The 23,765-nt window shown below is 60.2% G+C and carries 22 protein-coding genes; 6 read left to right on the top strand and 16 right to left on the bottom strand.

All coding sequences use genetic code 11. The features are described from left to right. Nucleotides 1-102: 102 nt before the first annotated feature. The 7 genes from TV39_RS16180 to TV39_RS22750 form a co-directional block, all read right to left on the bottom strand. Nucleotides 103-1,371 (bottom strand): oligosaccharide flippase family protein, encoded by a 1,269-nt coding sequence (locus TV39_RS16180; protein ID WP_043483440.1) that lies wholly within the window; start codon nucleotides 1,369-1,371, stop codon nucleotides 103-105. Next, on the bottom strand, nucleotides 1,361-2,674 hold the full coding sequence (locus TV39_RS21800) for an O-antigen ligase family protein (protein WP_082049800.1): 1,314 nt from the start codon (nucleotides 2,672-2,674) through the stop codon (nucleotides 1,361-1,363). Before TV39_RS21800 ends, TV39_RS16180 begins: the two co-directional genes overlap by 11 nt. A gap of 72 nt (nucleotides 2,675-2,746) precedes the next feature. After that, entirely contained in the window at nucleotides 2,747-3,514 is a 768-nt protein-coding gene (locus TV39_RS22160; RefSeq protein ID WP_144406445.1) for a glycosyltransferase family 1 protein, read from the bottom strand. A 392-nt stretch (nucleotides 3,515-3,906) separates the two neighbouring features. After that, nucleotides 3,907-5,061: a glycosyltransferase family 4 protein gene (locus TV39_RS21805; RefSeq protein WP_082049802.1), complete on the bottom strand. Its 1,155-nt coding sequence runs from the start codon at nucleotides 5,059-5,061 to the stop codon at nucleotides 3,907-3,909. After that, on the bottom strand, nucleotides 5,058-6,131 hold the full coding sequence (locus tag TV39_RS22285; protein ID WP_082049804.1) for a glycosyltransferase: 1,074 nt from the start codon (nucleotides 6,129-6,131) through the stop codon (nucleotides 5,058-5,060). Before TV39_RS22285 ends, TV39_RS21805 begins: the two co-directional genes overlap by 4 nt. Further along, nucleotides 6,128-7,231, bottom strand: coding sequence for a glycosyltransferase (locus TV39_RS21815; protein ID WP_082049806.1), 1,104 nt, complete (start codon nucleotides 7,229-7,231; stop codon nucleotides 6,128-6,130). Before TV39_RS21815 ends, TV39_RS22285 begins: the two co-directional genes overlap by 4 nt. Then, nucleotides 7,228-8,403, bottom strand: coding sequence for a glycosyltransferase (locus TV39_RS22750; RefSeq protein ID WP_200891044.1), 1,176 nt, complete (start codon nucleotides 8,401-8,403; stop codon nucleotides 7,228-7,230). The genes TV39_RS21815 and TV39_RS22750 overlap by 4 nt, the downstream gene beginning before the upstream one ends. 476 nt (nucleotides 8,404-8,879) lie before the next feature. On the opposite strand from TV39_RS22750, the gene TV39_RS16195 reads away from it, so the two are divergent. The 4 genes from TV39_RS16195 to TV39_RS16210 all read left to right on the top strand — a co-directional run bounded on the left by TV39_RS16195 (nucleotide 8,880) and on the right by TV39_RS16210 (nucleotide 13,709). Further along, nucleotides 8,880-10,262, top strand: a complete 1,383-nt coding sequence (locus TV39_RS16195) for a sugar transferase (protein WP_442853506.1) — start codon at nucleotides 8,880-8,882, stop codon at nucleotides 10,260-10,262. Nucleotides 10,263-10,304: 42 nt separating this feature from the next. Next, nucleotides 10,305-12,188: a DUF4012 domain-containing protein gene (locus tag TV39_RS16200; RefSeq protein WP_043483446.1), complete on the top strand. Its 1,884-nt coding sequence runs from the start codon at nucleotides 10,305-10,307 to the stop codon at nucleotides 12,186-12,188. A 172-nt stretch (nucleotides 12,189-12,360) separates the two neighbouring features. Next, nucleotides 12,361-12,966: an LPXTG cell wall anchor domain-containing protein gene (locus tag TV39_RS16205; protein WP_043483448.1), complete on the top strand. Its 606-nt coding sequence runs from the start codon at nucleotides 12,361-12,363 to the stop codon at nucleotides 12,964-12,966. A 320-nt stretch (nucleotides 12,967-13,286) separates the two neighbouring features. After that, entirely contained in the window at nucleotides 13,287-13,709 is a 423-nt protein-coding gene (locus TV39_RS16210; protein WP_043483883.1) for a VanZ family protein, read from the top strand. Nucleotides 13,710-13,715: 6 nt separating this feature from the next. On the opposite strand, the gene galU is transcribed toward TV39_RS16210, so the two are convergent. After that, nucleotides 13,716-14,609 (bottom strand): UTP--glucose-1-phosphate uridylyltransferase GalU, encoded by an 894-nt coding sequence (gene galU / locus TV39_RS16215; protein WP_043483449.1) that lies wholly within the window; start codon nucleotides 14,607-14,609, stop codon nucleotides 13,716-13,718. A gap of 165 nt (nucleotides 14,610-14,774) precedes the next feature. Here galU and TV39_RS16220 point away from each other — a divergent pair, with 165 nt between their 5' ends. Further along, on the top strand, nucleotides 14,775-15,659 hold the full coding sequence (locus tag TV39_RS16220; protein ID WP_043483451.1) for a hypothetical protein: 885 nt from the start codon (nucleotides 14,775-14,777) through the stop codon (nucleotides 15,657-15,659). A 15-nt stretch (nucleotides 15,660-15,674) separates the two neighbouring features. Here the strand turns inward: TV39_RS16220 and TV39_RS16225 are convergent, their stop codons facing one another. From TV39_RS16225 to paaA, 6 genes are read right to left on the bottom strand one after another with little or no spacing between them, the layout of a single operon-like run. After that, the gene (locus tag TV39_RS16225) at nucleotides 15,675-16,457 is read right to left on the bottom strand and encodes an enoyl-CoA hydratase/isomerase family protein (protein ID WP_043483454.1); all 783 of its coding nucleotides are present in this window, start codon (nucleotides 16,455-16,457) and stop codon (nucleotides 15,675-15,677) included. Nucleotides 16,458-16,498: 41 nt separating this feature from the next. Next, nucleotides 16,499-17,725 (bottom strand): 1,2-phenylacetyl-CoA epoxidase subunit PaaE, encoded by a 1,227-nt coding sequence (gene paaE, locus TV39_RS16230; protein ID WP_043483457.1) that lies wholly within the window; start codon nucleotides 17,723-17,725, stop codon nucleotides 16,499-16,501. A 15-nt stretch (nucleotides 17,726-17,740) separates the two neighbouring features. After that, nucleotides 17,741-18,301, bottom strand: coding sequence for a 1,2-phenylacetyl-CoA epoxidase subunit PaaD (gene paaD, locus TV39_RS16235; protein WP_043483886.1), 561 nt, complete (start codon nucleotides 18,299-18,301; stop codon nucleotides 17,741-17,743). An 11-nt stretch (nucleotides 18,302-18,312) separates the two neighbouring features. Continuing rightward, nucleotides 18,313-19,248, bottom strand: coding sequence for a 1,2-phenylacetyl-CoA epoxidase subunit PaaC (gene paaC / locus TV39_RS16240; RefSeq protein WP_043483459.1), 936 nt, complete (start codon nucleotides 19,246-19,248; stop codon nucleotides 18,313-18,315). Continuing rightward, complete coding sequence (gene paaB / locus TV39_RS16245) at nucleotides 19,245-19,547, bottom strand: 1,2-phenylacetyl-CoA epoxidase subunit PaaB (protein ID WP_144406446.1); 303 nt, start codon at nucleotides 19,545-19,547, stop codon at nucleotides 19,245-19,247. Before paaB ends, paaC begins: the two co-directional genes overlap by 4 nt. Further along, nucleotides 19,544-20,563, bottom strand: coding sequence for a 1,2-phenylacetyl-CoA epoxidase subunit PaaA (paaA, locus tag TV39_RS16250; protein WP_043483465.1), 1,020 nt, complete (start codon nucleotides 20,561-20,563; stop codon nucleotides 19,544-19,546). Before paaA ends, paaB begins: the two co-directional genes overlap by 4 nt. Before the next feature lie 214 nt (nucleotides 20,564-20,777). Here paaA and TV39_RS16255 point away from each other — a divergent pair, with 214 nt between their 5' ends. After that, entirely contained in the window at nucleotides 20,778-21,185 is a 408-nt protein-coding gene (locus TV39_RS16255) for a VOC family protein (RefSeq protein WP_043483467.1), read from the top strand. Here TV39_RS16255 and TV39_RS16260 read toward each other — a convergent pair. Together TV39_RS16260 and TV39_RS16265 are read right to left on the bottom strand one after the other, a co-directional pair. Next, nucleotides 21,154-22,071 carry a nucleotidyltransferase family protein gene (locus TV39_RS16260; protein WP_043483468.1) on the bottom strand — a complete coding sequence of 306 codons (918 nt, stop codon included), beginning with the start codon at nucleotides 22,069-22,071 and terminating at the stop codon, nucleotides 21,154-21,156. The genes TV39_RS16255 and TV39_RS16260 overlap by 32 nt on opposite strands. A gap of 8 nt (nucleotides 22,072-22,079) precedes the next feature. Next, a complete protein-coding gene (locus TV39_RS16265) occupies nucleotides 22,080-23,669 on the bottom strand; it encodes a polysaccharide biosynthesis tyrosine autokinase (RefSeq protein ID WP_043483469.1) in 1,590 nt (529 codons plus the stop codon). Nucleotides 23,670-23,765: the final 96 nt, after the last annotated feature.

Raw genomic sequence — 23,765 nt, forward strand, 5'->3', positions numbered from 1 at the left:
CAGGGCCACGGGCCCCCTTTTTAGCTACGACACGAAATCAATTCCCCACCAACCGTGAAGCGCCCCATTAGTACTCGACGACCCTGCCGGAATAGACGTTCTTCAACGTACAGAGGTAGAGCTTGCCCTCAGCGGTGGGGTGCCTGGTGACGTAGCCGTTCGTCTCTTAGTGGCCCTTCGACGACCTGCGCCCGGGTTCAGCAAGAGCGCGGTCAGTAGCAAGAGCACAAAGATCCACTCACTCAGAACCAGTGCCATCACGAACTCTGAAGACTCAAAATTCCTAAGAAAAAAGCCCAAGCCTATCTGCACAACCAAGACAGCAGCGTAAATACCCGCTAGTGTCGAAAAGCGTCCCGCGGCCAGGAAGAAGGCAATGAGCACTGTGCTCGCCAGTGACAGCGGCACCTGCAGAGAAATCGTCTCAACTGCCCTCACACTGTCGACGGATTCCGGACCAAACATAAGAGGAACAAACCATTTCGCGGTCAGATGAACCACGAGTGATATGAAGCCACCAAGTATCAAAACAGACACGATATGAAGACATAGGGATCTCATAGATATAGCCACCCTCGAATATCGGGGAAGCAGTAGGGAACCTAAGAGCTGTGCCGGAATCACAAGCAGCAGCAATATACGCGTCGCCAGAGCCACGTCAACAAGCTGCGAACCGCCACCGAAGTTCTGAGCCATGATTATCAGACACGAAGAGTAACCGTGGAGGATCACGGTGTAAGAAGCCAGCGCCAAGTATTTCGAACGGCCGACGCTAAGAGACCGCCAAGGAATCCGGCCAAATATCTGAGTGGGACCAACCCCCGCCCGATGATTCACGTACAGCATTGTGACCAATGCCCCCACGCTATATGAACTTGCAATAACCCAAAGGGGCAGGCCCATAAGACTCGTCACAATACCCATCGCACCAACGACTGTGTTGCCAAGCACGCGGGATACTGCCAGGCTTTTAGCGTCCAGACGACCCTGCAGCACATATGTGGCTGACGCCGCCACTAACAGCGGACCGAGAGCTAGGCCAATGGCCACAAGCGAGCTAGTTTGTGCGAAAGCAATTGGAACGACGAGCGCGCTAGCCAAGAGGGCGAAAAATATCTGCAGCCTGGCGGTCTCGCGCACGACAGCATCCGACCGCTCACCGCTGGCGATTCGCCGAACAGCTTCAGTTCCTAGACCAGCGTCACCGGCGACCGTGGCGTACGCAATGATGGACTGCGCCAGAGCCAGAACAGCCAGTGCCTCCAAACCGATCTGTCGCGCAAGCACGAAAGAGACAGAGAAAGCCAGGAGCCGAGAAACCAGTTCTGCTGCAAGGAGTAACGCTCCGTCCTTGAAGAATTTAGTGCGCATTCAGGGAATCACCCGACAACTTCAACTGCATACGAGAGCTATCGCGTCGAGAACTAATCGTATTGAACTTACTCCCAACCGCAGAACTCCAACCCCACGCAAGCCCCACAAAAATCCACGTCTCCAGCAGCCATAATGCACTCGTTGCAATCGAGAATGAGAGGTAAGGGACAGCAAAAGCAAGCAACAAACCAACACGCCTATTTCTAACGACACACAGCACGACCGCCGCAACTGCCAAGCCGACCCACAAAATACCAATTAATCCAGCATCGTAGGCAATCTGTACTGGCAAGTTACCGATATATCCAGGCACAAGGAGCGCCGGCTGGGTTTCGTCGATGTGGCGTTGACCAAAACTATTCCATCCCAAGCCGACTAGTCGGTTGGGCGATGACCACCATTCTTCTAACGCCACATTATTCACGCGATATCTGAGCCCGCCCGTCCCCCCATCGATATCAAAGACGTCAGCAAACTTACCTAGTCCCTTGTCCGTGCCGCTGAATAACAAGATCGTGGCCGAGATGCCACCAACAATCACGGATGCGGCCGCAACTTTCCGTGCGTCCGGCCTCAAAATAAGACACGCCAGAAGACCGAGGACATAGGCGACCAAGGCTGCCCGCGTATGTGTAGCCACAATAGCTACGGGCACCAAGACGGCCAACACCAACCTAACCAAGGGCGGAACGGCACTCAGCGGATTATAGACGGCAATCAATGCCCACAGGCAAAGCAGTCCGCCGAGAATATTGGCTTCTATAGAAAAGACATAAGCGGCAAAACCTCCATATGCGGGATCTGCCTGCACACCAAAATTGAAGAGTGAAAACGTAGCTGCTATCCAAAAGGCTATCGCCAATGCTGAACAGACTAAGGCAGCCATGGATCCCCAACGAATTATCCAGTACCAAGAATTCGGAGTGCGAGCAATCCATACAGCAGTAAGGACGTTGAGCACACACCAAATCAGTACGGACAAAGACTTCTGCGGCATCGGCGGAATGTTTAGCGACGTGACGGCAGCAAACATTAACCAGGCTGCCACACAGCTAACAGACCATCTGACAGCGGCGGAGAGGGGTCGTCCGGAACGAGATAGAACGTCATGTATGATGCGCAGTAAGCACAAGCCGCCTACGATGAGCTCCAACCGGATGTTGAGTCCTCCAACGTCAAATGCAGGCCGAGTAACAAAAGCAGCAAGGATGACTAGGAAAGACAGCCGTCTGGTGGAAGACACGAAAAATGCAGCCAACACGACGCCGATTATGACAACCAGCGCACCGGCTAAATCCATCTAATTCTGCTCATTTCAGTTCGATGTGGCCCAGCTAGAAAAAATCCGCATGTGGAGAACGACCACAGTACATCAGGCTGTCGAGACAAGTGAAAGCGCTCGTGTCATTGTTCCATAGCGAATCATATCTCCACCCTCAAGCAAGTCACTTGTTCGTAAATCAGCATCACCGGCGCAACTAAAGAGCTCATCCCATTCTTCGAGATTCTCCAGAATCTTGAATGTGTCCGGATATCTTTCATTCCATTCGCGCAGGCTAGCAAGATCGGTAGCACCTATCGTGACGCCAGAAGCAAGATAATCCAATATCTTGAGGAAATTACTAGACTCGGTGAATGAGTTGGAGACAAACGGAATGAGACCGATTCGAGCCTGCGACAGCTCACGCAGGACGGTGTCGTAGGGAACATCCCCGAAGAACTTGACATTACTGAAATGCGAGAATCTTTCATCGGGATCAGCCCCGACAAAAGCAAATTGCCACTCCGGATTTCTTCGAACGAGTTCGGCTAAAAGCTCGTGGTCCAACCTTTCGTTCCAGCCGCCGGCATAGACTGCCGTATTCGAGCGGACGCCAGGACCATTCACAGCTGAACGCTTCACCCGTTCGAGGTCGATGGCGTTGGGTAATAACTGGGGTGCGACGTTGCCGCTTAGTTCCGTCACAAGGCCCTCGGAGACGCACACGACCTTGTCAGAGACACGAGCGGTTTCTGCTGCCAAATCGAAGTTCCGTTGGCGCACTTTCGAGTTTGGCTCGTATGCGTAACCCCAGTGACGGTCGATGACGTCGAACACGCGGCGCCGCCAAATTTTCATACTGACGAGCTCTGGAAACATCCACCAGTAACTAACGAGGACGGGCCTTTCCCACCGGAGCCTTGAAATCGTTCTTCGGACACTGCACTGGATAACCTGGGAGACCAGTCTTCTTGACGCCTCAGGATGAATTAGCGGAAGTAGGTCTACTATCCGGGGTAGGACGAGCAAGAAGCGATTCGAGTCCAAGCGACTTAGCCCCGGGCCAAGCTTTGTGGAGGTCCTGCCTAGAGCGCCCTTGAATATGCGTCTGATAATCGACCCCTGGTACCTTCTGCATACGTAAAGAACGGGGTGTTGAGTACCTATTGCGTCGAACATCTGCAGAGAAGTCTGATTTGCCGAGGGCTCAAAGGGCGGGCCGCCCAGGACAACATATGGACCGTGCGGCAGCGATTCTGTCACGTCGCCCATCATCCTTCGCCCTTGTCGGTCGACAATAAAGGATCCGCGCAACCCCTAGAGGAGACTTTCGGGTTTGACAAGGAGGTTAAGACTGCGGACAACTTATCGGCACGGTTTTGAAATGAAAGCACAGATCGAACGCCTTCGCTCTTCGGCAACTTTTCCAACGCGTCCCAGTCTGCTCGAGTGGCGGCCAGGGCCTCCGCGATTGTTTCGACGTCCGATGTGGTTCTTTTTATGACTATGCCGCCAACGAGCTGTAGCACTTCCGCAGCCCCTCCTTCAGCGTAACCAATACTGCGAATACCGCAGTCCCAAGCCTCTACAGGAACCAGACCAAAAGACTCGGGCTTCGTCGGGAAGACAGCAACGAGATCAACCTTCGGGTGAAGTTCTCGCAATGATGCGACCTCTCCCGCGTATGTGATCCGGGAATCGGAGTCTACTATGGGCATAACTTCATCCAACGCGGCTTCCTGGCCTGGAAATGGTGCGCCGGCTAGGACCAGCCGCCAAGTCGGATCTGTCATCCCTGAATGTTGGAAGGCCTGAGCTACCTCGCGGTGGCCCTTGCTGCCGTTCACCCTGCCATAAACTGCAACCGTAAACAGTTCGGACCCATTCTGGACTTTGCGCCCAGTTGCTGCGCTACTGGCCTCCGAAGCACTGAGCACCGGGTACGTCACCACGATTCGGTCATCGCGAACGCCCAGAGACCTCAGCCATGCGGCCGCCGCGAAGCTACATGCCGTTATTGGAAAAGCTCCCCGTAGGAGGATGCGAAAGACGACTCGTGCTCGGCGGTCTTCCAATAATTCGTGGACTGAAACATAGAACTTCTTGCGCGCCAAACGGAGCAAAGGGATGTAGCCAGCTAAGCCCAATGTCCACACCACCACAATGTCTGCGGATGCCATCTCGTCGGGAAGCCGAGGAGCTCGCAATGCATCCTTTATATTTGAACGACGTAGGACAAGCAACTGCGGAACGATGGTAATTTGCGCGCTTGCACCCCGCTTGGCTATCTCCCCACAGAGCGGACCACCATTGGGAACCAGGAGCTGCACGGAATGACCCAACGACAACAGGCTATCTATCTCCTGCAGCAGTACACGGCTGGCACCATACGTGTCGTTACTCCCATGAGCTATGGTGATCTTCACGCGTCCTGCCTTAGGTCAGACAGTGCCGCCGACCAGTTCTTCGAAAACTCGGACTTCGTAAAACGGGCAGCGTGTGCGCGTGCCTTATCACGAACGGCTCGCCAGTGATCCTCTGACAGGAGCGCCAGCACCTGGTCTTTCAGATCTCCTAGGTCTTCGTCAGGATCACTCTTTGCGCTGTCATGACGTGGTATAACTTCCGGCAGAGCTCCTCTGTTTGCGTGGACAACTGGGACCCCATTTTCGCAGCCTTCCAGCGCCGGCAAACAGAAGCCTTCATCTAGGGACGAAACCAGCACGCAAAATGCGTTCCGGTAAAGAGCAGTCAGTTCGGAGTCATCAAGCCCCGACCGAAGGACAATCCATTCACCGTTTGGATCGGCCTTCGCACGCGTATGTTCGAATGCCTCGCTGTCATTCCCGTCGCGTGTAACGAAAATGAGTCGAAAGTCGATGCCTGACTCCGCGCGGGCAGTTTCCACTGCCCGAATAGCAAGTGGCAATCTCTTATGCTTATCCATAGACGAGACGACCAGAATGTCTAGCGACAGCGCACGCTGTGGCGCGACGTACTCTACGGAGTCTGCCTCTTGCCCCGAATTCGAGTAGGCCGGCCAAGGCACTACCCGCACGCGTGCGCCCGGCCATCTCGATAAAATCCTGCGTTTGCTGTGATGGGATGGAGTCACCACCAGGTCCGAACACCGGACCGAAATCGCCATGCAAACACTTGCATATGCCACAAAGAACCGATTGAAAAGGCGAGGGTGGTCTAAAACCATTGTGTCGTGAAGTACGACCACCGATTTTGTCTTCCCAAATCCGATCCCAGTATTAGTCGCATGAATAACGACGTTGGCGCCGAGCAATCGGGCTCTAAAAGGGACAACCAAAAAGTCCCACGAAATCATGTTACATAAGCGAAAAAACCGACCTTTGGGCTCCCGTGTAGGGCGCAGAATCTTTACAGATTCTGCATTCAATTCCAGAACTTCAGATATGAGATTGGCACCTCGGCTTGAGCCGCTCCTCCCGCGTACACCGATAAAGTCATTTAGGACGGCCTTCATGCTGGGACTCCAGGTGCGTGTTCGTAAATCTTGGCGAGATCGCGGTGAAATCTATCGAAAGAATATTGGGCGGCCAGATCGCGCGCCTCAAGTCGAGCCTCTGCTAGAGCAGACGCGGACATGGTCCAGTGCTCTATTCTGGCGAGTATCTCATTGATTGCATTTTTGGGCAGTGATAGCCCCAACGACTGGTTCTCCCAAGGTATGGGGTCCTGGAGGAGGAAGTTGGCTGAGCCGACGACCTCTTGAACAGACGTATTCCTGTATGCGATCACAGGGCAACCAGACGCCATGGCTTCTTGGGGCGGAAGGCCTTGCCCTTCATATGCGGTCGGATAATACATTGCCGTGCTTCTTGAATAAAGGGCTGAGAGCTCAGAATCAGACAAGGCGGGGATGACGACAGAATTGGGAAAATTCTCCTGTGAGAGACCCCTGCCGGTCACGACCATGGGGAGGTTGACAGCCTTTAAGGACGCAGCCACTTCGTCGATCCAGTGGTACCGCTTCCGAGGGTCGGGGGTTCTCAAATCGGCCAGCGCAACTACATAGTGACCGGACATATTCACGCCGTGCTGTTCGAGTAGGGCCGTGACCCGAGTCATGTCCTTGTCCGACGGAAAGGCATGAAACGTCTCCGAGATCGGTAGAGGACAGGTCAATACTCTCTCGGGCGCGATCCGAAGTTTTGCAACAATTCGCTGCTTGGTATATTCGGAATTTGCCACGATGAGGTTCGACCTTCGGGCGTTTGCGAAAAGAAGCTTGGACTTGACGCCAAGATTTCGATAGTTAGCCAAATCCAGGGCTATCACATCTTGGATGGAGCAGATCCAAGGTCGAGTTTTAATCAACGGCAAGTGATAAACAGAAGTTGCATGGTAAGAGACGCTTTTTTGAAGCTTCGATCTCATAATGTCTAGCTGAATACGAACCACTTCCGGAACAGACGCCGAGGAACTGGTGGGTGATAGCTTCCTAACTGATAGGTGCTCTAGGGCCTCGACGCCCGTCGTGAGGAGAGAGGTGTAGCGGCCGAGGCCTCTATCCGCGCCCAGTTTGCTCAGAGCATACTGATCTATCAACACAGTTTTTGTCATCTGCGCAGTCGCTCTCTACCGGCAAGCCGGCCATGCAGGGGATGAAGCTTCTTACTTACCTGCGCGTCCAGCGTTTCTTCGAGCGCTTGCTCGTAGGCTCGGCAAACCCCATCCCACGTATATGCTGTAGCGGCCCGAACCTTGGCCTGAACCGACAGCTCTTCTTGACGCGCCGGGTCCTTCAGGACCTGTTGAAGGGCAAATGCAATTTCCGGTGCTGTTGGCTGAACGAATATGCCGGCCGATTGGAGGACCTCGCGATTATAAACTGTATCCCTCGCCACAACGGGAGCACCGCAGGCCATTGCTTGTACTAAAGCCGGGTTGGTGCCACCGACACTGTGACCGTGAAAATAGACACCGGAATGCTGCCAAAGCGCCAACAAATGGTCGTGATCATGCACATGACCCAGCCACTGTACATTGGGCCGCTCCTCCGCCAAGGTCTTCACTGCGTTATCCATTTCGCCGCCATTCCCTGACGACCCCACAATCACCACCGGCGTGGACTTGGGGAGCAGTTTCACAGCTTCTATGAACTCCCAAATTGAGTTCTCTGGGACAAACCTTGCGACCAAAAGTACGTAGCGTCCAGAAGTGACACCTTCCGGCGCTGGTAGGGTCCCGGGTTCGTCGCCCCCGTAGGAAATCACGAAGCCCTCGAGTCCGAACTCCTGGCGCCAACGCTCGGCGATGGCCCGTGCATCGTATACCATACTCGTTCCCCATCGGGCAGTTGCCCGCGCGCCCGCGCGGAATATGGTCTTAGCGAGCCGGCCCCACTTGGCGCGCTCCCATTCGATCCCGTCCACATTGACAAGAGTTGGGATTCCCCGGAGCTTCAGCAGGGGGAGCCAGAATCCGTTGGCCACGTTCATCACGAGAACGACGTCCGGCTTTCGCACGACAGCGTCCAGGACAGCCGTTAGCCCGAAGGACAGTGTGCTCAATGATTTGGTGTCCAGCCCAGCGGTTATCCGTGACTCAACGCGGGCATCAGTCCCCGGGTCTTCCGGCCTGACTGCGCCCGGGCGGCCATAGACAGTCACTCCCCAACCCTGATCAGCGAGATAGGGAGCAAGTTTGCGGACCGCCGTCTCAAACCCACCATAAAAACTCGGATACCCTCGAGTTCCAATAATCGCAACAGATCTCTGCATGCCAACCCCCATGGTCTTTCACTAATTCTTGTCTAACCCAGAAATACCACGACACGGGCGTTCGCACTGAAGACTACCATTGGGTGCTCGACCTGCTAATCGGGAGCGGGGCGCAGCCGAGACCGTATCGCGCAGTCGCCGCGCCGGAGCCGACGCGCCCCTGCCGCTGGTCATGCTGACAATCCACGCTCTGCCTCAGTGTCGAAATATGACGGCGCAAGTGAGACGAGTACTCGGATTTCTTTCGCAGTGCGCCTGCTGCAACCAGCAGCGAATTGCGCTGCCGAGAGCCGCCTGATGCCGCACCTGGGCGCTATAGCCTGGTTGCGTCGGGCACCGACTTGCTTCGCTCCGAAATTACGACGAATGGATAGGCCGACTGTATTCTGTCGACGGGAATGTCCCGTTGAGAGCGAATCTACATTTTGGGGAATCAAGTGACCGCTGTGTCTAATTGGCGAGCCCGGACTTCGCGGGTTCTAGGCTTGGTGGACGCATGCGTCGTAGTTTGGGCCGTCGCGGGAGCCTTCATAGTACGGTTTGGGCTCGAACCGAGCTTCGTCGTTTCCGGCCAGGAATCGACATATGTGTGGTTGTCCATAGTCTTGGCTATACTCTGGTGGTTCATGCTTGGGGCGTGGAACAGCCGTCAAAGCCGCATTCTTGGTGCTGGCCCGGACGAATACAAGAGAGTCGCTGCGGCATCACTATGGCTCTTCGGCCTCATCGCAATTTTCTCTTACGTTTTCCGAATAGACACGGCTCGAGGATATGTCGGCATCGCGCTCCCAGTGGGACTGGCAGGTTTGCTTCTCGGTAGATGGTTGCTACGTCAGCATCTGAGTGTGGACAGAACGCGAGGCGACAGTATGTCCCGGCTGCTCCTTCTCGGCGGTCCAAGCGCGGTGGCGCACCTTGCAACGTCGCTGGAACGTGCTCAGCATGCGGGTTACCTTCCAGTGGCCGCCTACACACCGGGCGTGTCGGCTACTTCAACCGAGCAGCATGATGGCCTGCCCGTCCTTGGATGCGGGACGGACGTGCCTTCGATATTGGACGCAATCGACCGGTGTAAAGCTGATGCCGTCGCCGTATCTGCCGGGGTCCAATTGCACCCGCAGACATTGCGCCATCTGGGCTGGGAGTTGGCAGCCCGAAACGTCGGTTTGATAATGGCACCGGCTTTAACGGACATCGCTGGCCCCCGAATTCATACTCAACAAGTTGCTGGTCTACCACTAATCCACGTCACCACTCCAACACTGGAAGGCGGTCAGAGGGTCGCGAAACGGTTATTCGACGTCATAGTGTCCGCAGTGCTGATCCTAGGGTCGCTGCCAGTCATGGCAGTCATAGCCGCGTTGGTGAAGATCGACAGCCGCGGCCCCATTTTCTTCAGACAGGAAAGGGTTGGCATTGAAGGCGTCCACTTCCCGATGCTCAAATTTCGCTCCATGGTGGTTGACGCCGAGTCGAGACTCACCGATCTTGCTGAGAAAAATGAGGGCAACGGCGTCCTCTTCAAGATGAAGAATGATCCACGTGTCACTCGAGTTGGACGATTCCTGCGCAAGTACAGCCTCGATGAGCTCCCTCAACTGTTTAACATATTCTCCGGTTCAATGAGTTTGGTCGGTCCTCGTCCGCCATTGCCCCGAGAAGTTGAGGCATATGAACACGATGTCCGCCGCCGGCTTTTGGTTAAACCTGGTCTGACCGGACTGTGGCAAGTTAGCGGAAGATCCAACTTGTCTTGGCAGGACTCTGTACGGCTTGACCTATATTACGTAGAGAACTGGTCCCTTGCCGGCGATCTCGTCATCATCCTCAGAACAGTCCGGGCTGTTTTCCACAGTACTGGCGCCTACTGATCGTTTCTCTTCTCTCCCCAATCCGAAAGGATGCCGCTCGTCATGACGGATGAAAGACAACCTACTCCTGAAAAGGAGAAAGGTTCGAACCAATCGGGCGGCCGCAAGATTAGACGTCGGCGGTTTGGCCGCCGTGCCTTACTTGCCGCCACTTTGGGATTGGGCGCTGCCGTCCTTCTGGCAGCTACCATAGGATGGCTCGGGACCCGGGCGTCTATCATCAAGGCTGAACTCAATGCCGTGGCACAGCTAATTCCACAGCTCAAGGACAACGTCACTTCTGACAAGCCGGAGGAAGCTGCCGCAACGGTCAAACAGTTACGCTCTCACGCAGCAAGCGCACGTAGTGCTGCTGAAGATCCCTTGTGGACGCTGGCCTCCGCGACCCCGATTGTTGGGCCAAATTTCAGTGCCGTAGCGGAGATTGCACGTTCAACTGAGGACGTCACAGCACTGGGAATTGCACCATTAGTCAACGTTTTCGGTTCGTTGAACTGGGACAACCTGCTACCGAGCAGCGCAGGGAGGGACTTGACCCCACTGCAGAAGGCCTCACCGAGCATAATGTCTGCAGCCCACGCGGTCCGGGTGTCGGTTGAGCGGCTCGAAACAATAGATGAAACAAGCCTGGTGCCGCAAGTTGCTGAGCCTCTAACGCGGGCCCGCGAACAGTTACGGGGCGTAACCGGAGCCCTTGACGCATCGGCCAGTGCCTCGAAACTCGCACCTAGCATGTTGGGCGCCGACGGTCCCCGGAATTACTTGCTCATGATCCAAAATAATGCTGAAGTTCGCGCGTCCGGAGGTATCCCCGGGGCTCTGGCGGTAATGTCCCTCGACAACGGCAAGCTATCCCTAGAGGAACAAAGCACCGCCGGGGATGTGGGCGTCATGCAACCCGCCCTGCCCGTTGACACAGAACAGCAAGAGATCTACTCGGTGCGTTTGGGAAAATTTATGCAAGACATAAACCTGACGCCGGACTTCCCCACCGCAGCCCGCACCGCCCAGGCTATGTGGGAGAAAAAGACAGGGCAGCACGTTGATGGCGTGGTCTCCATCGACCCCGTCACGCTCGGCTACATGTTGGACGCAACGGGCCCGGTCAAACTCAGCAGTCCAGAGCTTGTTGCCTTGGCGAGTGGCGGTTTGCCAACTGAACTTAACGGTAAAAACGTTGTGTCGACCTTACTTTCTGATGTCTATTCAAAAATCGAACAGCCGAAACTCCAGGATGCTTACTTTGCCGGGGTGGCGCAGGAAGTCTTCGCAGCCCTCTCCAGTGGTAAAGGCGACGCGAAGGGACTCATCGAGGGCCTCACGCGTGGAACAGCCGAGAGCCGTGTCCTTCTTTGGTCTAGTCGACCGGACGAGCAGAAAGCAATTGCCGAGTACCCTTTGAGCGGCTCGATTGCTGGACCCAGCGTCGCCCCAGCCCAGTTCGGCGTCTACTTCAACGATGGCACGGGCGCCAAGATGGACTACTACGTCAAGCGAACTGTCCAGCTGGTCGAGGAATGCACTGGTGATGAATACGGGCAGGTGAAAGTGCGCATAACCAGCACCAACACCGCTCCCGCGGACGCTGCAAGCTCCCTGCCAGCCTATGTAACTGGCGATGGCGCCTTCGGTGTGCCTCCGGGAACGGTCCAGACCAACGTCATTGCTTATGGTCCTGTCCAATCCAACGTAGAAAACGCAATTGTCGACGGTGAGAAATCCGACTTCGCTGCGCATATGCATAGCTTCCGGCCCGTTGGATCCGTGACTACGACGCTGGCACCAGGGCAAAGCAGCACCGTGGAACTGACATTCGGGAAAATTGTCCAGCACGCAGTACCTAATTTGGTTGTTACGCCCACTGTTCAGCCGGTCAACGACGTAGTTCTCGCCACGCAAGCAGCAGAATGCGTTCCGGCGACATAGACATCGCGTTAACACTAAGTAAAGCGACTTGATGCACTTTGGTAACACCGGCCACAGGGTGCTAATGTCTTTCTGGGCACACAATTGAGATTTCAACCTACGGTCACTCGGGGGACTCGGAAATCTCCACCACATCACGTGACACATCGTTTTTACGGTCTCAGGGGGACTCATGAAGAAAACACTCACAGCAATCGCACTCGCAGGTTCCATCGCACTTCTCGGCGCCGTTCCGGCGATGGCAACAGACCGATACCCGGCCGACCGGGCAGTCGTTGCAGTAAGCACTGCTTCACCGGGCCCCGGGGAAACATTCACCTTCCGTGGCCGCGCAGCCTTCTTCTTCAACAACGAGCCGCTGTCCATCACGGTAACCCCGGTTGGCGGCCCGGCTGCCGCCGGCGCCGGAGCATCCAACGGTAGCCGGACCGTGACCGGCAAGATCACCCTTCCGCTGGCACCCCAGACGTTCTCCACCAAGACTGCAGCCGACGGCAGCTTCGCCTTTCCGCTCAGCATCAGCGAGACCGGTACATACAGGCTCACCGCAACCGGCCTCACCTCGGGCAAGACTGCAACCGCGGTGGTCACCGTTCAAGGCGCCGGCCGTGGGAACGCGGGTGGCGCACCGCTGGCTAACAGCGGCGCAGCCCTCGCCAACACCGGTGCAGACGCCAGCCTGGTTCTGTGGTCCCTGGTGGGCGCAGGCGCACTGGCTGCCGGCGCAACCTCGGTAGTTGTGGTTCGCCGCCGCGCCAAGGCTGAGGCCGCAGCCTAAGGCTTAACCAACAAGCACAAAGAGGGTGGGCGGTTCTCCGGGAAACCGGAGAACCGCCCACCCTCTGCTTTTAAGGTTCGACAAGCTCAACCACCGCAGTGTGGTATTCATAAGAGTTATGGGGAGACATTGGCGCAGACCACGCTGGCAGTTCGACTTCGCCGTGCCGCTTCCGCCTCCACAGGTACTCCCCCACCTTCTGCTGGGGCTCCTTGCCATTGCTGCGCTGGGAGTAGCCACCCTGGCACTTCTCCGGACGTCCTGAGGCCCGCTTGAAGCACTGGGAGCAGCCGTCTGTCTGGCGGGCAATCCTTCTTGCCATGTTGGTCCCGCTTGCGCTGGTGGCCTTCTGGCCCAGCCCTGTAGACAAACCCGTGCAGGGCGAACTAGCAGGCTTCCTCGTCCTTATCCACGCCCTGGGAATTCCACGTTGGCTTAATTACTCCTTCATTGAGGCCACAGCAAACGTGGTACTTTTCGTGCCCGTGGGCGTAGTTGCTTCCCAAGCCTTTCCGAGCAAGCGCATTTGGCAGCTGGGCGCCTTTGGGCTGGTGATCTCCGGCTGTATGGAGCTGGGCCAGCAGCTCTTTCTCCACGACCGATTCGCGAGCCCGCTGGACCTTGTCACAAACACAGCCGGCTGTGTCATAGGGGCTGTGGCAGCACGGGTGGGTATCTGGGAGCTAAAACGCCGACGGGCTCAACGCCAGCCGGCGTTGAGCCCGTCGAAAAGCAATTTGTGATCTTGCCTATTCGATCACGAATTCCTTCATCCACGCCTTGAGGTCTTCGCCAAAGTCGACGCGCTCCGAGGCAATGGAAATGACCGCCTTGATGTAGCTGAGCTTGTCCCCGGTGTCATAGCGGCGCCCACGGAACACCACGCCATAAACACCGCCGCCCTCGCCATCAGACGTTGCCAGTGTCTGCAAGGCATCCGTCAGCTGGATTTCGCCACCCCGGCCCGGCTCGGTCTCTTCGAGGACATCAAACACAGCCGGATGCAGCACGTACCGGCCGATGACGGCGAGGTTGGACGGAGCCTCGTCCACGGAGGGCTTCTCCACCAGACGGTTCACCTGGAAGTAGTTCTCGCCGTCCACAGGAGTAATGTCCGCGCAGCCGTAAGCACTGATCTGCGACGGATCCACTTCGATCAGGGCGATAACAGAGCCGCCGGTCTTCGCCTGCACTTCGATCATGGTGCTGAGCAGCTCGTCGCGGGCATCGATGAGGTCGTCGCCCAGCAGGACCGCAAACGGCTCGTCCCCCACGTGCTGGCGGGCGCACAAAACCGCGTGCCCAAGCCCCTTCGGGTCGCCCTGGCGCAGATAGTGCAGCGGGGCCAGGCTGGACGCGTGCTGAACGGCCTCCAGACGGTCCATGTCGCCCTTGAGCTCCAACGTCCGCTCCAGAGCAGGCGCCCTGTCGAAGTGGTCCTCCAGGGCCCGCTTCTGGCGCCCGGTGATCATCAGGAGATCATCCAAGCCGGCTCTAACTGCTTCCTCCACCACGTACTGGATTGCGGGCTGGTCAACAACCGGCAACATTTCCTTCGGCATTGCCTTGGTGGCGGGCAGGAAGCGAGTTCCCAAACCGGCAGCAGGAATGACGGCTTTTCTTACTGATTTCCCCAAAGTCATAGCTGAACCATACAAATCGATTGTGGAAACTGGCAATTCGTTGCCGAGATTTCGACGATTTCGACAGGCTCAATCACCGGGGTCGATGGGGAGGCCTGCCCATCGCAGGGCGACGCATATTCGGACATACTTCGGGTGCAACTTTCACGAATATTGGGGGAAATCATGAATAACGACCAGCAGCCTGGCGTACCGCCGCAACCGGGGCACAACGGATGGCAGCAGCCCGGCCAGCCGCCCTATCCGCCGCGCGCGGACCAGTACAACTTCAACCAGCCTCCGTACGGCCAGCCCGGGCCGGGACATTTCGGCCAGGCCCCGCCCAAGCGCGGTTTCCCCGTCTGGGGCTGGGTGGCAAGCGGCGTGGGCGGCGTGGCAGTCCTGGCAGTGGCCGGCGTAATGGTGCTGGGCGGCCTCGGCTCAAATAAACAACAAGAAGCGGCTCCCGGCCCCACGGAGACCGCGGGCAGTTCGGAGTCGGCCGGGGCCACCGAGGAATCTACGACGGACGGGTCCTCGGCCGCAGCCTCCGGCGAAGAAGACTTTTACATCTTCCAGGACGCCGACTTCACCTCGGCACCTGTCTGGTCCACCAAAATGCCGGAAGGTTGGACCACGTCAGAGGTCAAAGGCGGCACCATTCAGTACCGCAGCAAAGAAAGCCCCTGCAACTTCACTACGCACCAGGCCATCCTGCCGCCCCGCGCCGAAACCACCGACGAAGAAGCCACCAATGCCTCGATGCAGCTCGAAATCGACGGCATCAAATCAACGGTGGGAAAGCCGGTCACCGTTGTGACGGACGCGGACTCCCTCTACACCAAGCTGCGGAACGCCGATGGCCGCGTCATCGAAATGCAGGAAGCCGAACTTCGGTTCAAGAACAAGAGCGACGTGGACGTGGTGTACCGCATCGCCTTGCGGTCCATGCCGGCCGGCGACGGCCTGATGGAACTGATCCTGGCCTGCCCGGCCAACCTGCCCACGGAATCAGACCTGTGGACGGAACTGACAGGCAGCGTGACTATGGTTGACGATCCGGCAGCCTGATTTCGACGGGCTCAATCACCGGCCTTTGAACTCCGGGGTCCGCTTCTCCTGGAACGCCTTGAAACCCTCCGAGTAGTCCTCGGACTTGCACAGCCGGGCCTGCTCCGCGTTCTCCTCCTCCATGGCCTCCCAGAGGCCAAGGCGCTGGTCGCGGATGTGGGCCACAAGGTCCTTGCTGGCGTTGAACGCACCCGTGGCGCCCGTGGCAACCTTCGCCACGATGCCGCGGGTGTTTTCCAGCAGCTCGTCCTTGGGCATGGCGCGGCTGAACATGCCCTGCGCCACGGCCTCGGCGCCGGTCATCAGCTCCGCCGTGTAGATCAGGTCCAGCGTCCGGTGCATGCCCAGCCGCTCGGTGAAGTACCAGTGCCCGCCGGAATCCAGCGTGGCGCCCAGCTTGGCGAACGGCGAACCGAACTTGGCGTCCTCCGCCACATACACCACGTCCGTAGCCAGCAGCAGGCCCAGCCCCACGCCCAGGCAGGCGCCCTGCGCCGCCGCGAACGTGGGGGCCGGAAACTCAGTCATCTTCTTCAGCAGCGGCTGCAGCAGCCCGCCCAGGTACCCCTGCACGTCGTCCGTCTCCGGCGTCACGCCGGCAATGTCCCGGCCGGCGCAGAAGGCGCGTCCCTCTCCCCTGAGCAGCAGCGCCCGCACCTCACCGCGCGAGGCGGCGTCAGCGGCGTCGTCGTACGCCTGTGTTAAATCCCTCAGCGCCTGCTCGTCCAGTGAGTTCAGCTTGTGCGGGGCGTTCAGCACAACCTCGGCAATACCGCTGGCGATGGAGAGGGAGATCATGGGGCTCCTGTTCGTGGCCATGACAGCCGGGGTGGAAAGGCTTAGACGTCGAAGTCGACGGTGACTTCCGGGGTGGTGGGGTGGGACTGGCAGGTGAGCACGTAGCCCTTGTCCAGTTCATCCTGCTCCAGGGCGTAGTTCTCGTCCATGGTGACAGCACCCGTGACCACCTTGGCGCGGCAGGTGCCGCACACTCCTCCGGCGCAGGCGAACGGCACGTCCGGGCGCACCCGCAGGGCGGCGTTGAGCAGCGATTCGCGGGCATGGGTGGGGCTCTCCACCTTGCCCTCAAGGCCGTCCAGCTTGAACGTGATCTTGTACGTTTCCTTGGACTCGTCCGCGATCACCGGCCGGCCGATGTTGCCCTCGGGGCGGTCCGGCTTCCCGGAAGTGAACAGCTCAAAGCGCACATGCTCCGGCTCCACGCCGCGGGCTGCCAGGGTGTCGCGGCATAGCTGCACCAGCTCGAACGGCCCGCACAGGAACCACTCGTCCACATCGTCCGCGTGGATGGCGGTGCCCAGCAGCGCCTGGAGCTTCTCGGAGTCGATCCGTCCGCTCAGCAGCGGCGCGATGCGCTGCTCGCGGGACAGCACGTGGTGCAGGGCCAGGCGGCTGGGGTATTTGTCCTTCAGGTCCGCCAGCTCCTCCAGGAACATCACGTCCATGGCGGCCTTGTTGGCGTAGATCAGGTCGAAGCGGGTCTCCGGGTTCGCCGCCAGCAGCGTGCGGGCAATGGCGATCACCGGGGTGATACCGGAACCGGCGGCGATGGCCACGAAGCTGCCGGGCTCCCCCACCAGGTCCTCCGGGTGGTTCATGGAGTTCATGACGTTCTGCTCCACGGCCTTGCCGTCGCGGCCGTGCTTGGAGACGAACGCGCCCATGGGGCTCATCACGTCCAGCTGGTCGCCGGGCTTCAACTCGGCATTGGCCCACGTGGAGAACAGCCCGCCCAGGTCCTTCTTGATGGCCACGCGGATCTCGCTGCTGCCGTCCGCGAAGCTGCGCGGCTCGGCGCAGATAGAGTAGCTTCGGCGCACCTCGTGCGGCTGGCCGTTCTCATCCGGCATGGTGGTGCGCAGGGCCACGTACTGCCCGGGCAGGTAGTCGTACTGGCCGGCAAGCTCCGCCGGGACCCCGAACGTCACCTCGATAGCATCGTCCGTGAGCCGGCGGACTTCCGCCACCGTCAGCGTGTGGAAGGACGCACGACGGCGGCCGGTGGCCGTGGCCTGTTCGGCGGCAGTCTGGCGGACAACAGTCATGGGAGCACCTGTTCCTTACAAAACTTTGAAGTAGTCGAACGGTTCCTTGCAGTCCTGGCAGACGTACAGCGCCTTGCAGGAGGTGGAACCGAAGCGGGTGAGTTCTTTGGTGTTCAGGCTGGAGCATTGAGGACACTTCACAGCCATTTGCAGGCGGATCGGGCCTGCGTGGCGGGCCGCATCCGAGCGGCCGGTGGGCGGCGCAATGCCGTATTCCTTCAGCTTGGCCCTGCCGGACTCGGTCATCCAGTCAGTGGTCCACGCGGGGCTGAGCACCAGCTCCACGTGCACGTTGGGGTAGCCCGCCTTGGCGAACGCCGCGCTGAGGTCGTCTCGGATGGCGTCCATGGCCGGGCAGCCCGAGTACGTGGGCGTGATGGTGACCTGTACGGCGGGAACCATGCGGCCGTCGTCGAACAGCTTCACATCCCTCAGGATGCCCAGATCCGCAATGGTGAGCACCGGGATTTCCGGATCGCACACCGTGGCGGCGAGGTCCCAGGCCTTCTGCTCCGCGGACCTGTTGTCCGCGGTGCCCGCGCTTTCGGCGTCCGCGGTGGGGTGGCTGACGTACATGTCCGGCATGGCTACCAGCTCGCTCCGGGGTGCTGGCGGGCCAGCACCTGCATCTCTGCCAGCATGTAGCCAAGGTGCTCGGAGTGCTTGCCCCGGCGTCCGCCGCCGAGGGCGGCAGGAACCTGCGGGACGTCGAGTTCCGCCTCGGCCAGGACCTCGCCGGTGAGCCGGTCAAAGTCCGCGCGCAGGCTGGAAGGTTCGACGGCGGCACCCGCCGCCGCGAGGCGGGCGGTGAGTTCGTCGTCGCGGAACAGTTCGTCCACGTAGGGCCAGATGACTTTGAAGCCGTGGATCATCTTGCGGCGCGATTCGTCCGTGCCGAGGGCCAGGCGCAGCACCCACTGGGCGCTGTGGTCCCGGTGGTAATCCACTTCCTTGACGGCCTTGGCGGCGATGCCGGCCAGGGTGGCGTCCGTCGACTTCGTCAGCCGGCTGTAGAGCTCGAACTGGTAGTAGCTCACCACGAACTGCCGGGCGATGGTGACGGCGAAGTCGCCGTTGGGCTGCTCAAAGAGTTCGATGGAGCGGAATTCGTCCTCGGAGCGGAAGTACGCAAGATCGTCCTCGCTCTTGGCTGTTCCGTCCTCTCCGAGGGCTCCGCCGGCGTAGCTGAGGAAGGAGCGGGCGTGGCCCAGCTGGTCCAGGGCGATGTTGCCCAGGGCGATGTCCTCCTCCAGCTCGGGGGCGCGGGAGATCCAGTGGCCCAGGCGCTGCGCCAGGATCAGGGCGTCGTCGCCCAGGCGCAGTGCGAACTCGGCCACGTCCTCGGTGGGCTTGGCGGTGCCGCGGCTGACGGCGAGCGCGATGTCCTCCGGGCGGAGGGCGTTACCCGGCGTGATGCGCGTGGCGCTGGCGGTGGCGTCTCCGCTGGTACCGGCGGTGGCGACGCCCACGGAGATGTCCCCGTGGCCGCCTGCTTCTGTTGTTGTTTCGGGTGAGGTGCTCACAGGTGCTTCACGCCCTCGCTCTTGGTGTAGTACGTCGCGTGCCGGTAGTCCTTGCCCTGGGGCGATTCGAAGAAGGCGCCCTTGGAGTCCGGATCGCTGGAGGCGATGGCCTCCGCGGGGACAACCCAGATGGACACGCCCTCGTTGCGGCGGGTGTACAGGTCACGGGCGTTGCGCAGCGCCATCGCTGCGTCCGGCGCGTGCAAGGAACCGGCGTGAACGTGGGACAGGCCGCGGCTGGAGCGGACAAAGACTTCCCAGATCGGCCAGACGTTGCCGGCGGGGGTTTCGGGGCTCATGCTGCGGATTCCTTCTCTGCTTGCTTGCGTGCGTAGGCGGCTGCGGCTTCGCGCACCCAGGTACCGTTCTCGTGTGCTTCGCGGCGCCGTTCCAGGCGCTGGGCGTTGCAGGGGCCGCGGCCCTTCAGGACTTCATGGAACTCGTCCCAGTCAAGCGGGCCGTGCTCCCACTTCTTGGTTTCTTCGTTGAAACGGATGTCCTTGTCCGGGAGGGTGAGCTCCAGGACCTTGACCTGCTCCATCATCATGCCGACGAAGCGGTTGCGGAGCTCGTCGTTGCTGAAGCGCTTGATGTTCCAGGCCATGGACTGCTTGGAGTTGGGTGAATCGTCATCCGGCGGGCCGAACATCATCAGGGCCGGGGCGTACCAGCGGTTCACGGCTTCCTGGGCCATCTGCTTCTGCTCGGGGGTGCCGTGCGAGAGTTCCAGCAAGATCTCGAAGCCCTGGCGCTGGTGGAAGGACTCTTCCTTGCAGACGCGGACCATGGCCCGGCCGTAGGGGCCGAAGGAGGCGCGGCACAGCGGAACCTGGTTGGCGATCGCGGCGCCGTCCACCATCCAGCCGATGGCTCCCATGTCCGCCCAGGTGCGTGCCGGGTAGTTGAAGATGGAGGAGTACTTGGCCTTGCCGTCCATCAGGTCCTGCATCATCTGATCGCGCGGCTGGCCCAGGGTCTCGGCGGCGGAGTACAGGTACAGGCCGTGGCCGGCCTCGTCCTGGACCTTGGCCATCAGGATGGCCTTGCGCTTCAGGCTGGGGGCGCGGGAAATCCAGTTGGCTTCCGGCTGCATGCCGATGATCTCCGAGTGGGCGTGCTGCGAGACCTGGCGGATGAGGGTCTTGCGGTAGCCCGCCGGCATCCAGTCGCGGGGCTCGATGCGCGAGTCCTCCGCCATGACGCGGTCAAAGTACGCCTGACCTTCTGCCTCGTGCCGGGCTGCCTCTTCCGCGCTGATTTCTTGCCGTCCCGGCGTGAACTCAGCGGGCACTGACTGCAGGGTCTGCGATGCCATGGTTGCTCCTATGCATATCCGATAAATAATTACCGACCGTTCGTTCAGGATATGCGGAAGCCGTGAGATGCGTCAAGCACCCGCGGTGTTTGGTTGGGGTAGCTTCGGGGCGTGACGCAGCCGCCCGCCGGAGCGCCGCCGGAGCGCCGGTGGGGCGACAGCGGGGCGCCGGCAGGGCGCCGGTCACGAAAATCCGAGTGTGTAGGCTGTGGGCATGACGGCACCGCAGATCTATGTCAGTTTCCCCGGCACGGCGCGCGAAGCACTCACCTTTTACCGCGACGTCTTCGGTGGAGAGCTAGCCCTCTACACCAAGGAGGACTTCGGCAGCAGCGACGGGCCGCCGGACCACATCGCCCACGGAGTCCTCAGCGGCACTGTGGCCCTGGCCGGATCGGATGCGCCGGCCGGCGGGAAGACGGTCCGGTTCGAAGGCCTCATGCTCTCGTTGCTGGGGACCGCCGAACCCGAGACCCTCCATGAGTGGTTCGATAAGCTCGCCGTCGGCGGCCAGGTGGTGGACCCCCTCGCCGCCAAGCCGTGGGGTGCATCCGATGGCCAGGTGATTGACCGGCACGGACTTCACTGGCTTATCGGCTACGAACCCGACGGAGCTGGCTGAGGTCTTTGAGCATCCTCGGCAGCCCGCGAAGGAACCGGGCCCACCGGGCCCGGTGTAGCCGGAGGCGGCCTTTTAATGACATGTCCGCGTAGACGTTCCGTGACAGGTGCACTTCCGGGGCCGGGAACACCGCGCGAAACAGCATCTTTGGCTTGTCCCGCGACGGGGCCTGGGCAATCGCAATGATCCGGGCGCTGCCCGGCTCCTTGGCCATCAGGCGGTTGCGCCATTCCGTGGACGCCTCCGGCCAGGCAACCGCCGTCGCCTCTTCAAGCACGCGCTCGAGGAAGGGGCGCACGGCTGCCACGGATCCGGTGGCCGTGGAGGTCTCCAGAATGGTGTGGGTGATCGACTCCCGGTCCGTGAGGTCCGCCAGGAACTCGAGCTCCTGCCGGCACGCCGGCAGGTGGGGCGAGCGAAGAGCATGCAGGGCAAGAATGAGGATTCCCAGCGCCTTTGACGGGACCCGCACCTCCTGCCCTGCAAGTTCAAGGGCCCCCGTGTGCGCCCACATCGTCTCGAAGCAGTCATCAGGGTCCATTTCCATGCCGGGGAACCGGAAGTGGACGTCGATGCAGCAAGGCCAGGAGGGGTGGTCGATGGTGATGGAATGCTTAGGTAATGTCCTCGTATCCGTTTCCACCGGACGTTCCCGCCAGCCCCGCTCCCGCAGGCCTTGCAGCATCGTGTCCAGATCGGCCGGAGCCACGAAAACGTCCACGTCCACGGAGGTCCGGGGCAGGCGCAGCCCCTGAATCACGCTGGCCGGCCCCTTGATGAAGAAGGCCCGGATGCCTAAGCTATCCGCCACCCGTTGCACCATGGCATGGCCAAGGAGCACGGCTTCGGGGATGCTCAGCTGGGTTTCATCGGCCGGGTTCGGCATGGCGGCACCTAGTTCCTGACGCGGCGTCCGGCTGACAGAGGTTCCAGGACCTCTTCAGCTTCGGTGTCCCGGCGGCCTGCTTGCACAGAGGCATCGGGCTGCGCGAAGTCCGGCACGTCCGTGGTTTCGGGCGCGGATGCGTACGTCCCGTAGTAGGAGTGCGCGTCGGTGCCCTTGGTGGGCACGTAGTTGAGAACGGCGCCCAGGATGCGACCCTTCACCTTTTCCAAGTTGCCCAGCGACTGCGCCAGCTGCTCCTGCGTGGTCCTGCCGGTCCGGATCACCACGATGGCGCCGTCAGCCACGCGGGACAGGACTGCAGCGTCGGTGACCGGCAGCAGCGGCGGGGCGTCGATCAGGACGATTGCATTCTCGGCCAGCGCGTTGAGCATGTTCTTCATGGCGCGGGACCCGAGCAGTTCGCTGGGATTCGGCGGAACGCGGCCGGAGCCGAGCACGGACAGGTTCGGCAGGGCACCCCACGGCTGGAGAACGTCCTCCAGTTCCGCAGTGCCGGTGAGCACATCTGTGACCCCCACACCCGGAACCAGATTGAAAACGTCCACCAAAGTGGGGCGCCGGAGGTCGCCGTCAACCACCACAACGTTCTCGCCGGCGGCCGCCATGGTGACTGCCAGGTTGGCCGTTACTGTGGACTTGCCTTCGGCCTGCAGGGAGCTGGTGACCACGATGATCCGCGGCGGCTGGTCCACGTCCAGGAAGCTGAGGTTGGTGCGCAGTTCCCGAAGTGCCTCCGCCATCGCCCCGCCGGCGTCGTCAAGTTGCGCTGCGGTGCCGGCATCCAGGATGGTGCTCTTTTCGTCCAGGCGGTGGTCCACGGGAAGGGTGCCGATCACCGGGACCTCAAAGAGGCGCTCGACTTCCGCGGCGTTACGGATGCGCCGGTCCAGGTGCCGGCGGACCAGCGCGTAGGCCGCGCCCAGGGCCAAGCCTGTGAGTGCACCGAGGGAAAGCGCCAGGTTGACGTTCGGGGAAACCGGGCTGGTGGGAAGCACTGCCTTGCCCAACGGGAGGATCCTGACGGCGGAGGCCGTCGCCGCTGGTGCGGTGGCAGCGTCCGGCGAGGTGCCGGCGTCGGGCGCTGCTGTTTCTGGGGTGGCTGTTTCGATGGCTTCGACCTGGGCGGCGAGGCCGTTCACCCAGGCGTCCGCGACGCGCTGGGCGGTTGCCGGATCGGGCGACTGGGCCGTCACCCGGATCTCGGCGGTATCCAGCGGAACCTTTACGCTGATGGTGCCGAGCAGGGCGTCTGCGGTTGTTTTTAGTTCCAGGGACGCGATGACTCGGTCAGCGACGAGGCGGGACTTGGCCACGGACTCGTAGTTCTTGACCTTTGCCTTGGCCAGGCTGTCCCCGGCAAGGGAAAGGCTCACGTTGTCCGAGCCCGGCGTGACCACGATGCCGCTGGAATCGGACGAGTAGATCTTCGGCTGCAGGACCGTCCAGCCGAACGCCGTCAACGTGGCCAGCAGGGTGAAGGCGACGATTGCCTTCCAGTACACCCGCACCACCCGAAGGTAGTCGGCCAGGTCCAGGCCGGCAGGTGCTTCGGCGCCGGGCGCGATGTTGACGCTCATGGTGGTTCCTTCCAAGTTTGTGTGTTTTCCTGCCCGGTCTTCGTTGCCGGGTTACTGCTTCGAGTGGTCACCCACGTTCGGGTGGTCCCGCACGTT

The organism is Arthrobacter sp. SPG23, from assembly GCF_000876655.1.
In the GTDB taxonomy this organism is placed as follows: domain Bacteria; phylum Actinomycetota; class Actinomycetes; order Actinomycetales; family Micrococcaceae; genus Arthrobacter.

Excerpts from the sequence above, each read along its gene's own strand:
- paaA (WP_043483465.1), bottom strand. The coding sequence starts at position 20,563 with ATGGCATCGCAGACCCTGCAGTCAGTGCCCGCTGAGTTCACGCCGGGA.
- TV39_RS16180 (WP_043483440.1), bottom strand. The coding sequence starts at position 1,371 with ATGCGCACTAAATTCTTCAAGGACGGAGCGTTACTCCTTGCAGCAGAA.
- TV39_RS22285 (WP_082049804.1), bottom strand. The coding sequence starts at position 6,131 with ATGAAGGCCGTCCTAAATGACTTTATCGGTGTACGCGGGAGGAGCGGC.
- TV39_RS16220 (WP_043483451.1), top strand. The coding sequence starts at position 14,775 with ATGAATAACGACCAGCAGCCTGGCGTACCGCCGCAACCGGGGCACAAC.
- TV39_RS16225 (WP_043483454.1), bottom strand. The coding sequence starts at position 16,457 with ATGATCTCCCTCTCCATCGCCAGCGGTATTGCCGAGGTTGTGCTGAAC.
- galU (WP_043483449.1), bottom strand. The coding sequence starts at position 14,609 with ATGACTTTGGGGAAATCAGTAAGAAAAGCCGTCATTCCTGCTGCCGGT.
- TV39_RS16260 (WP_043483468.1), bottom strand. The coding sequence starts at position 22,071 with ATGCCGAACCCGGCCGATGAAACCCAGCTGAGCATCCCCGAAGCCGTG.
- TV39_RS16265 (WP_043483469.1), bottom strand. The coding sequence starts at position 23,669 with ATGAGCGTCAACATCGCGCCCGGCGCCGAAGCACCTGCCGGCCTGGAC.
- paaE (WP_043483457.1), bottom strand. The coding sequence starts at position 17,725 with ATGACTGTTGTCCGCCAGACTGCCGCCGAACAGGCCACGGCCACCGGC.
- paaB (WP_144406446.1), bottom strand. The coding sequence starts at position 19,547 with ATGAGCCCCGAAACCCCCGCCGGCAACGTCTGGCCGATCTGGGAAGTC.
- TV39_RS21800 (WP_082049800.1), bottom strand. The coding sequence starts at position 2,674 with ATGGATTTAGCCGGTGCGCTGGTTGTCATAATCGGCGTCGTGTTGGCT.
- TV39_RS21815 (WP_082049806.1), bottom strand. The coding sequence starts at position 7,231 with ATGACAAAAACTGTGTTGATAGATCAGTATGCTCTGAGCAAACTGGGC.
- TV39_RS16200 (WP_043483446.1), top strand. The coding sequence starts at position 10,305 with ATGACGGATGAAAGACAACCTACTCCTGAAAAGGAGAAAGGTTCGAAC.
- TV39_RS22750 (WP_200891044.1), bottom strand. The coding sequence starts at position 8,403 with ATGGGGGTTGGCATGCAGAGATCTGTTGCGATTATTGGAACTCGAGGG.
- TV39_RS16205 (WP_043483448.1), top strand. The coding sequence starts at position 12,361 with ATGAAGAAAACACTCACAGCAATCGCACTCGCAGGTTCCATCGCACTT.
- TV39_RS16255 (WP_043483467.1), top strand. The coding sequence starts at position 20,778 with ATGACGGCACCGCAGATCTATGTCAGTTTCCCCGGCACGGCGCGCGAA.
- TV39_RS22160 (WP_144406445.1), bottom strand. The coding sequence starts at position 3,514 with ATGTTTCCAGAGCTCGTCAGTATGAAAATTTGGCGGCGCCGCGTGTTC.
- TV39_RS16210 (WP_043483883.1), top strand. The coding sequence starts at position 13,287 with ATGTTGGTCCCGCTTGCGCTGGTGGCCTTCTGGCCCAGCCCTGTAGAC.
- paaD (WP_043483886.1), bottom strand. The coding sequence starts at position 18,301 with ATGTACGTCAGCCACCCCACCGCGGACGCCGAAAGCGCGGGCACCGCG.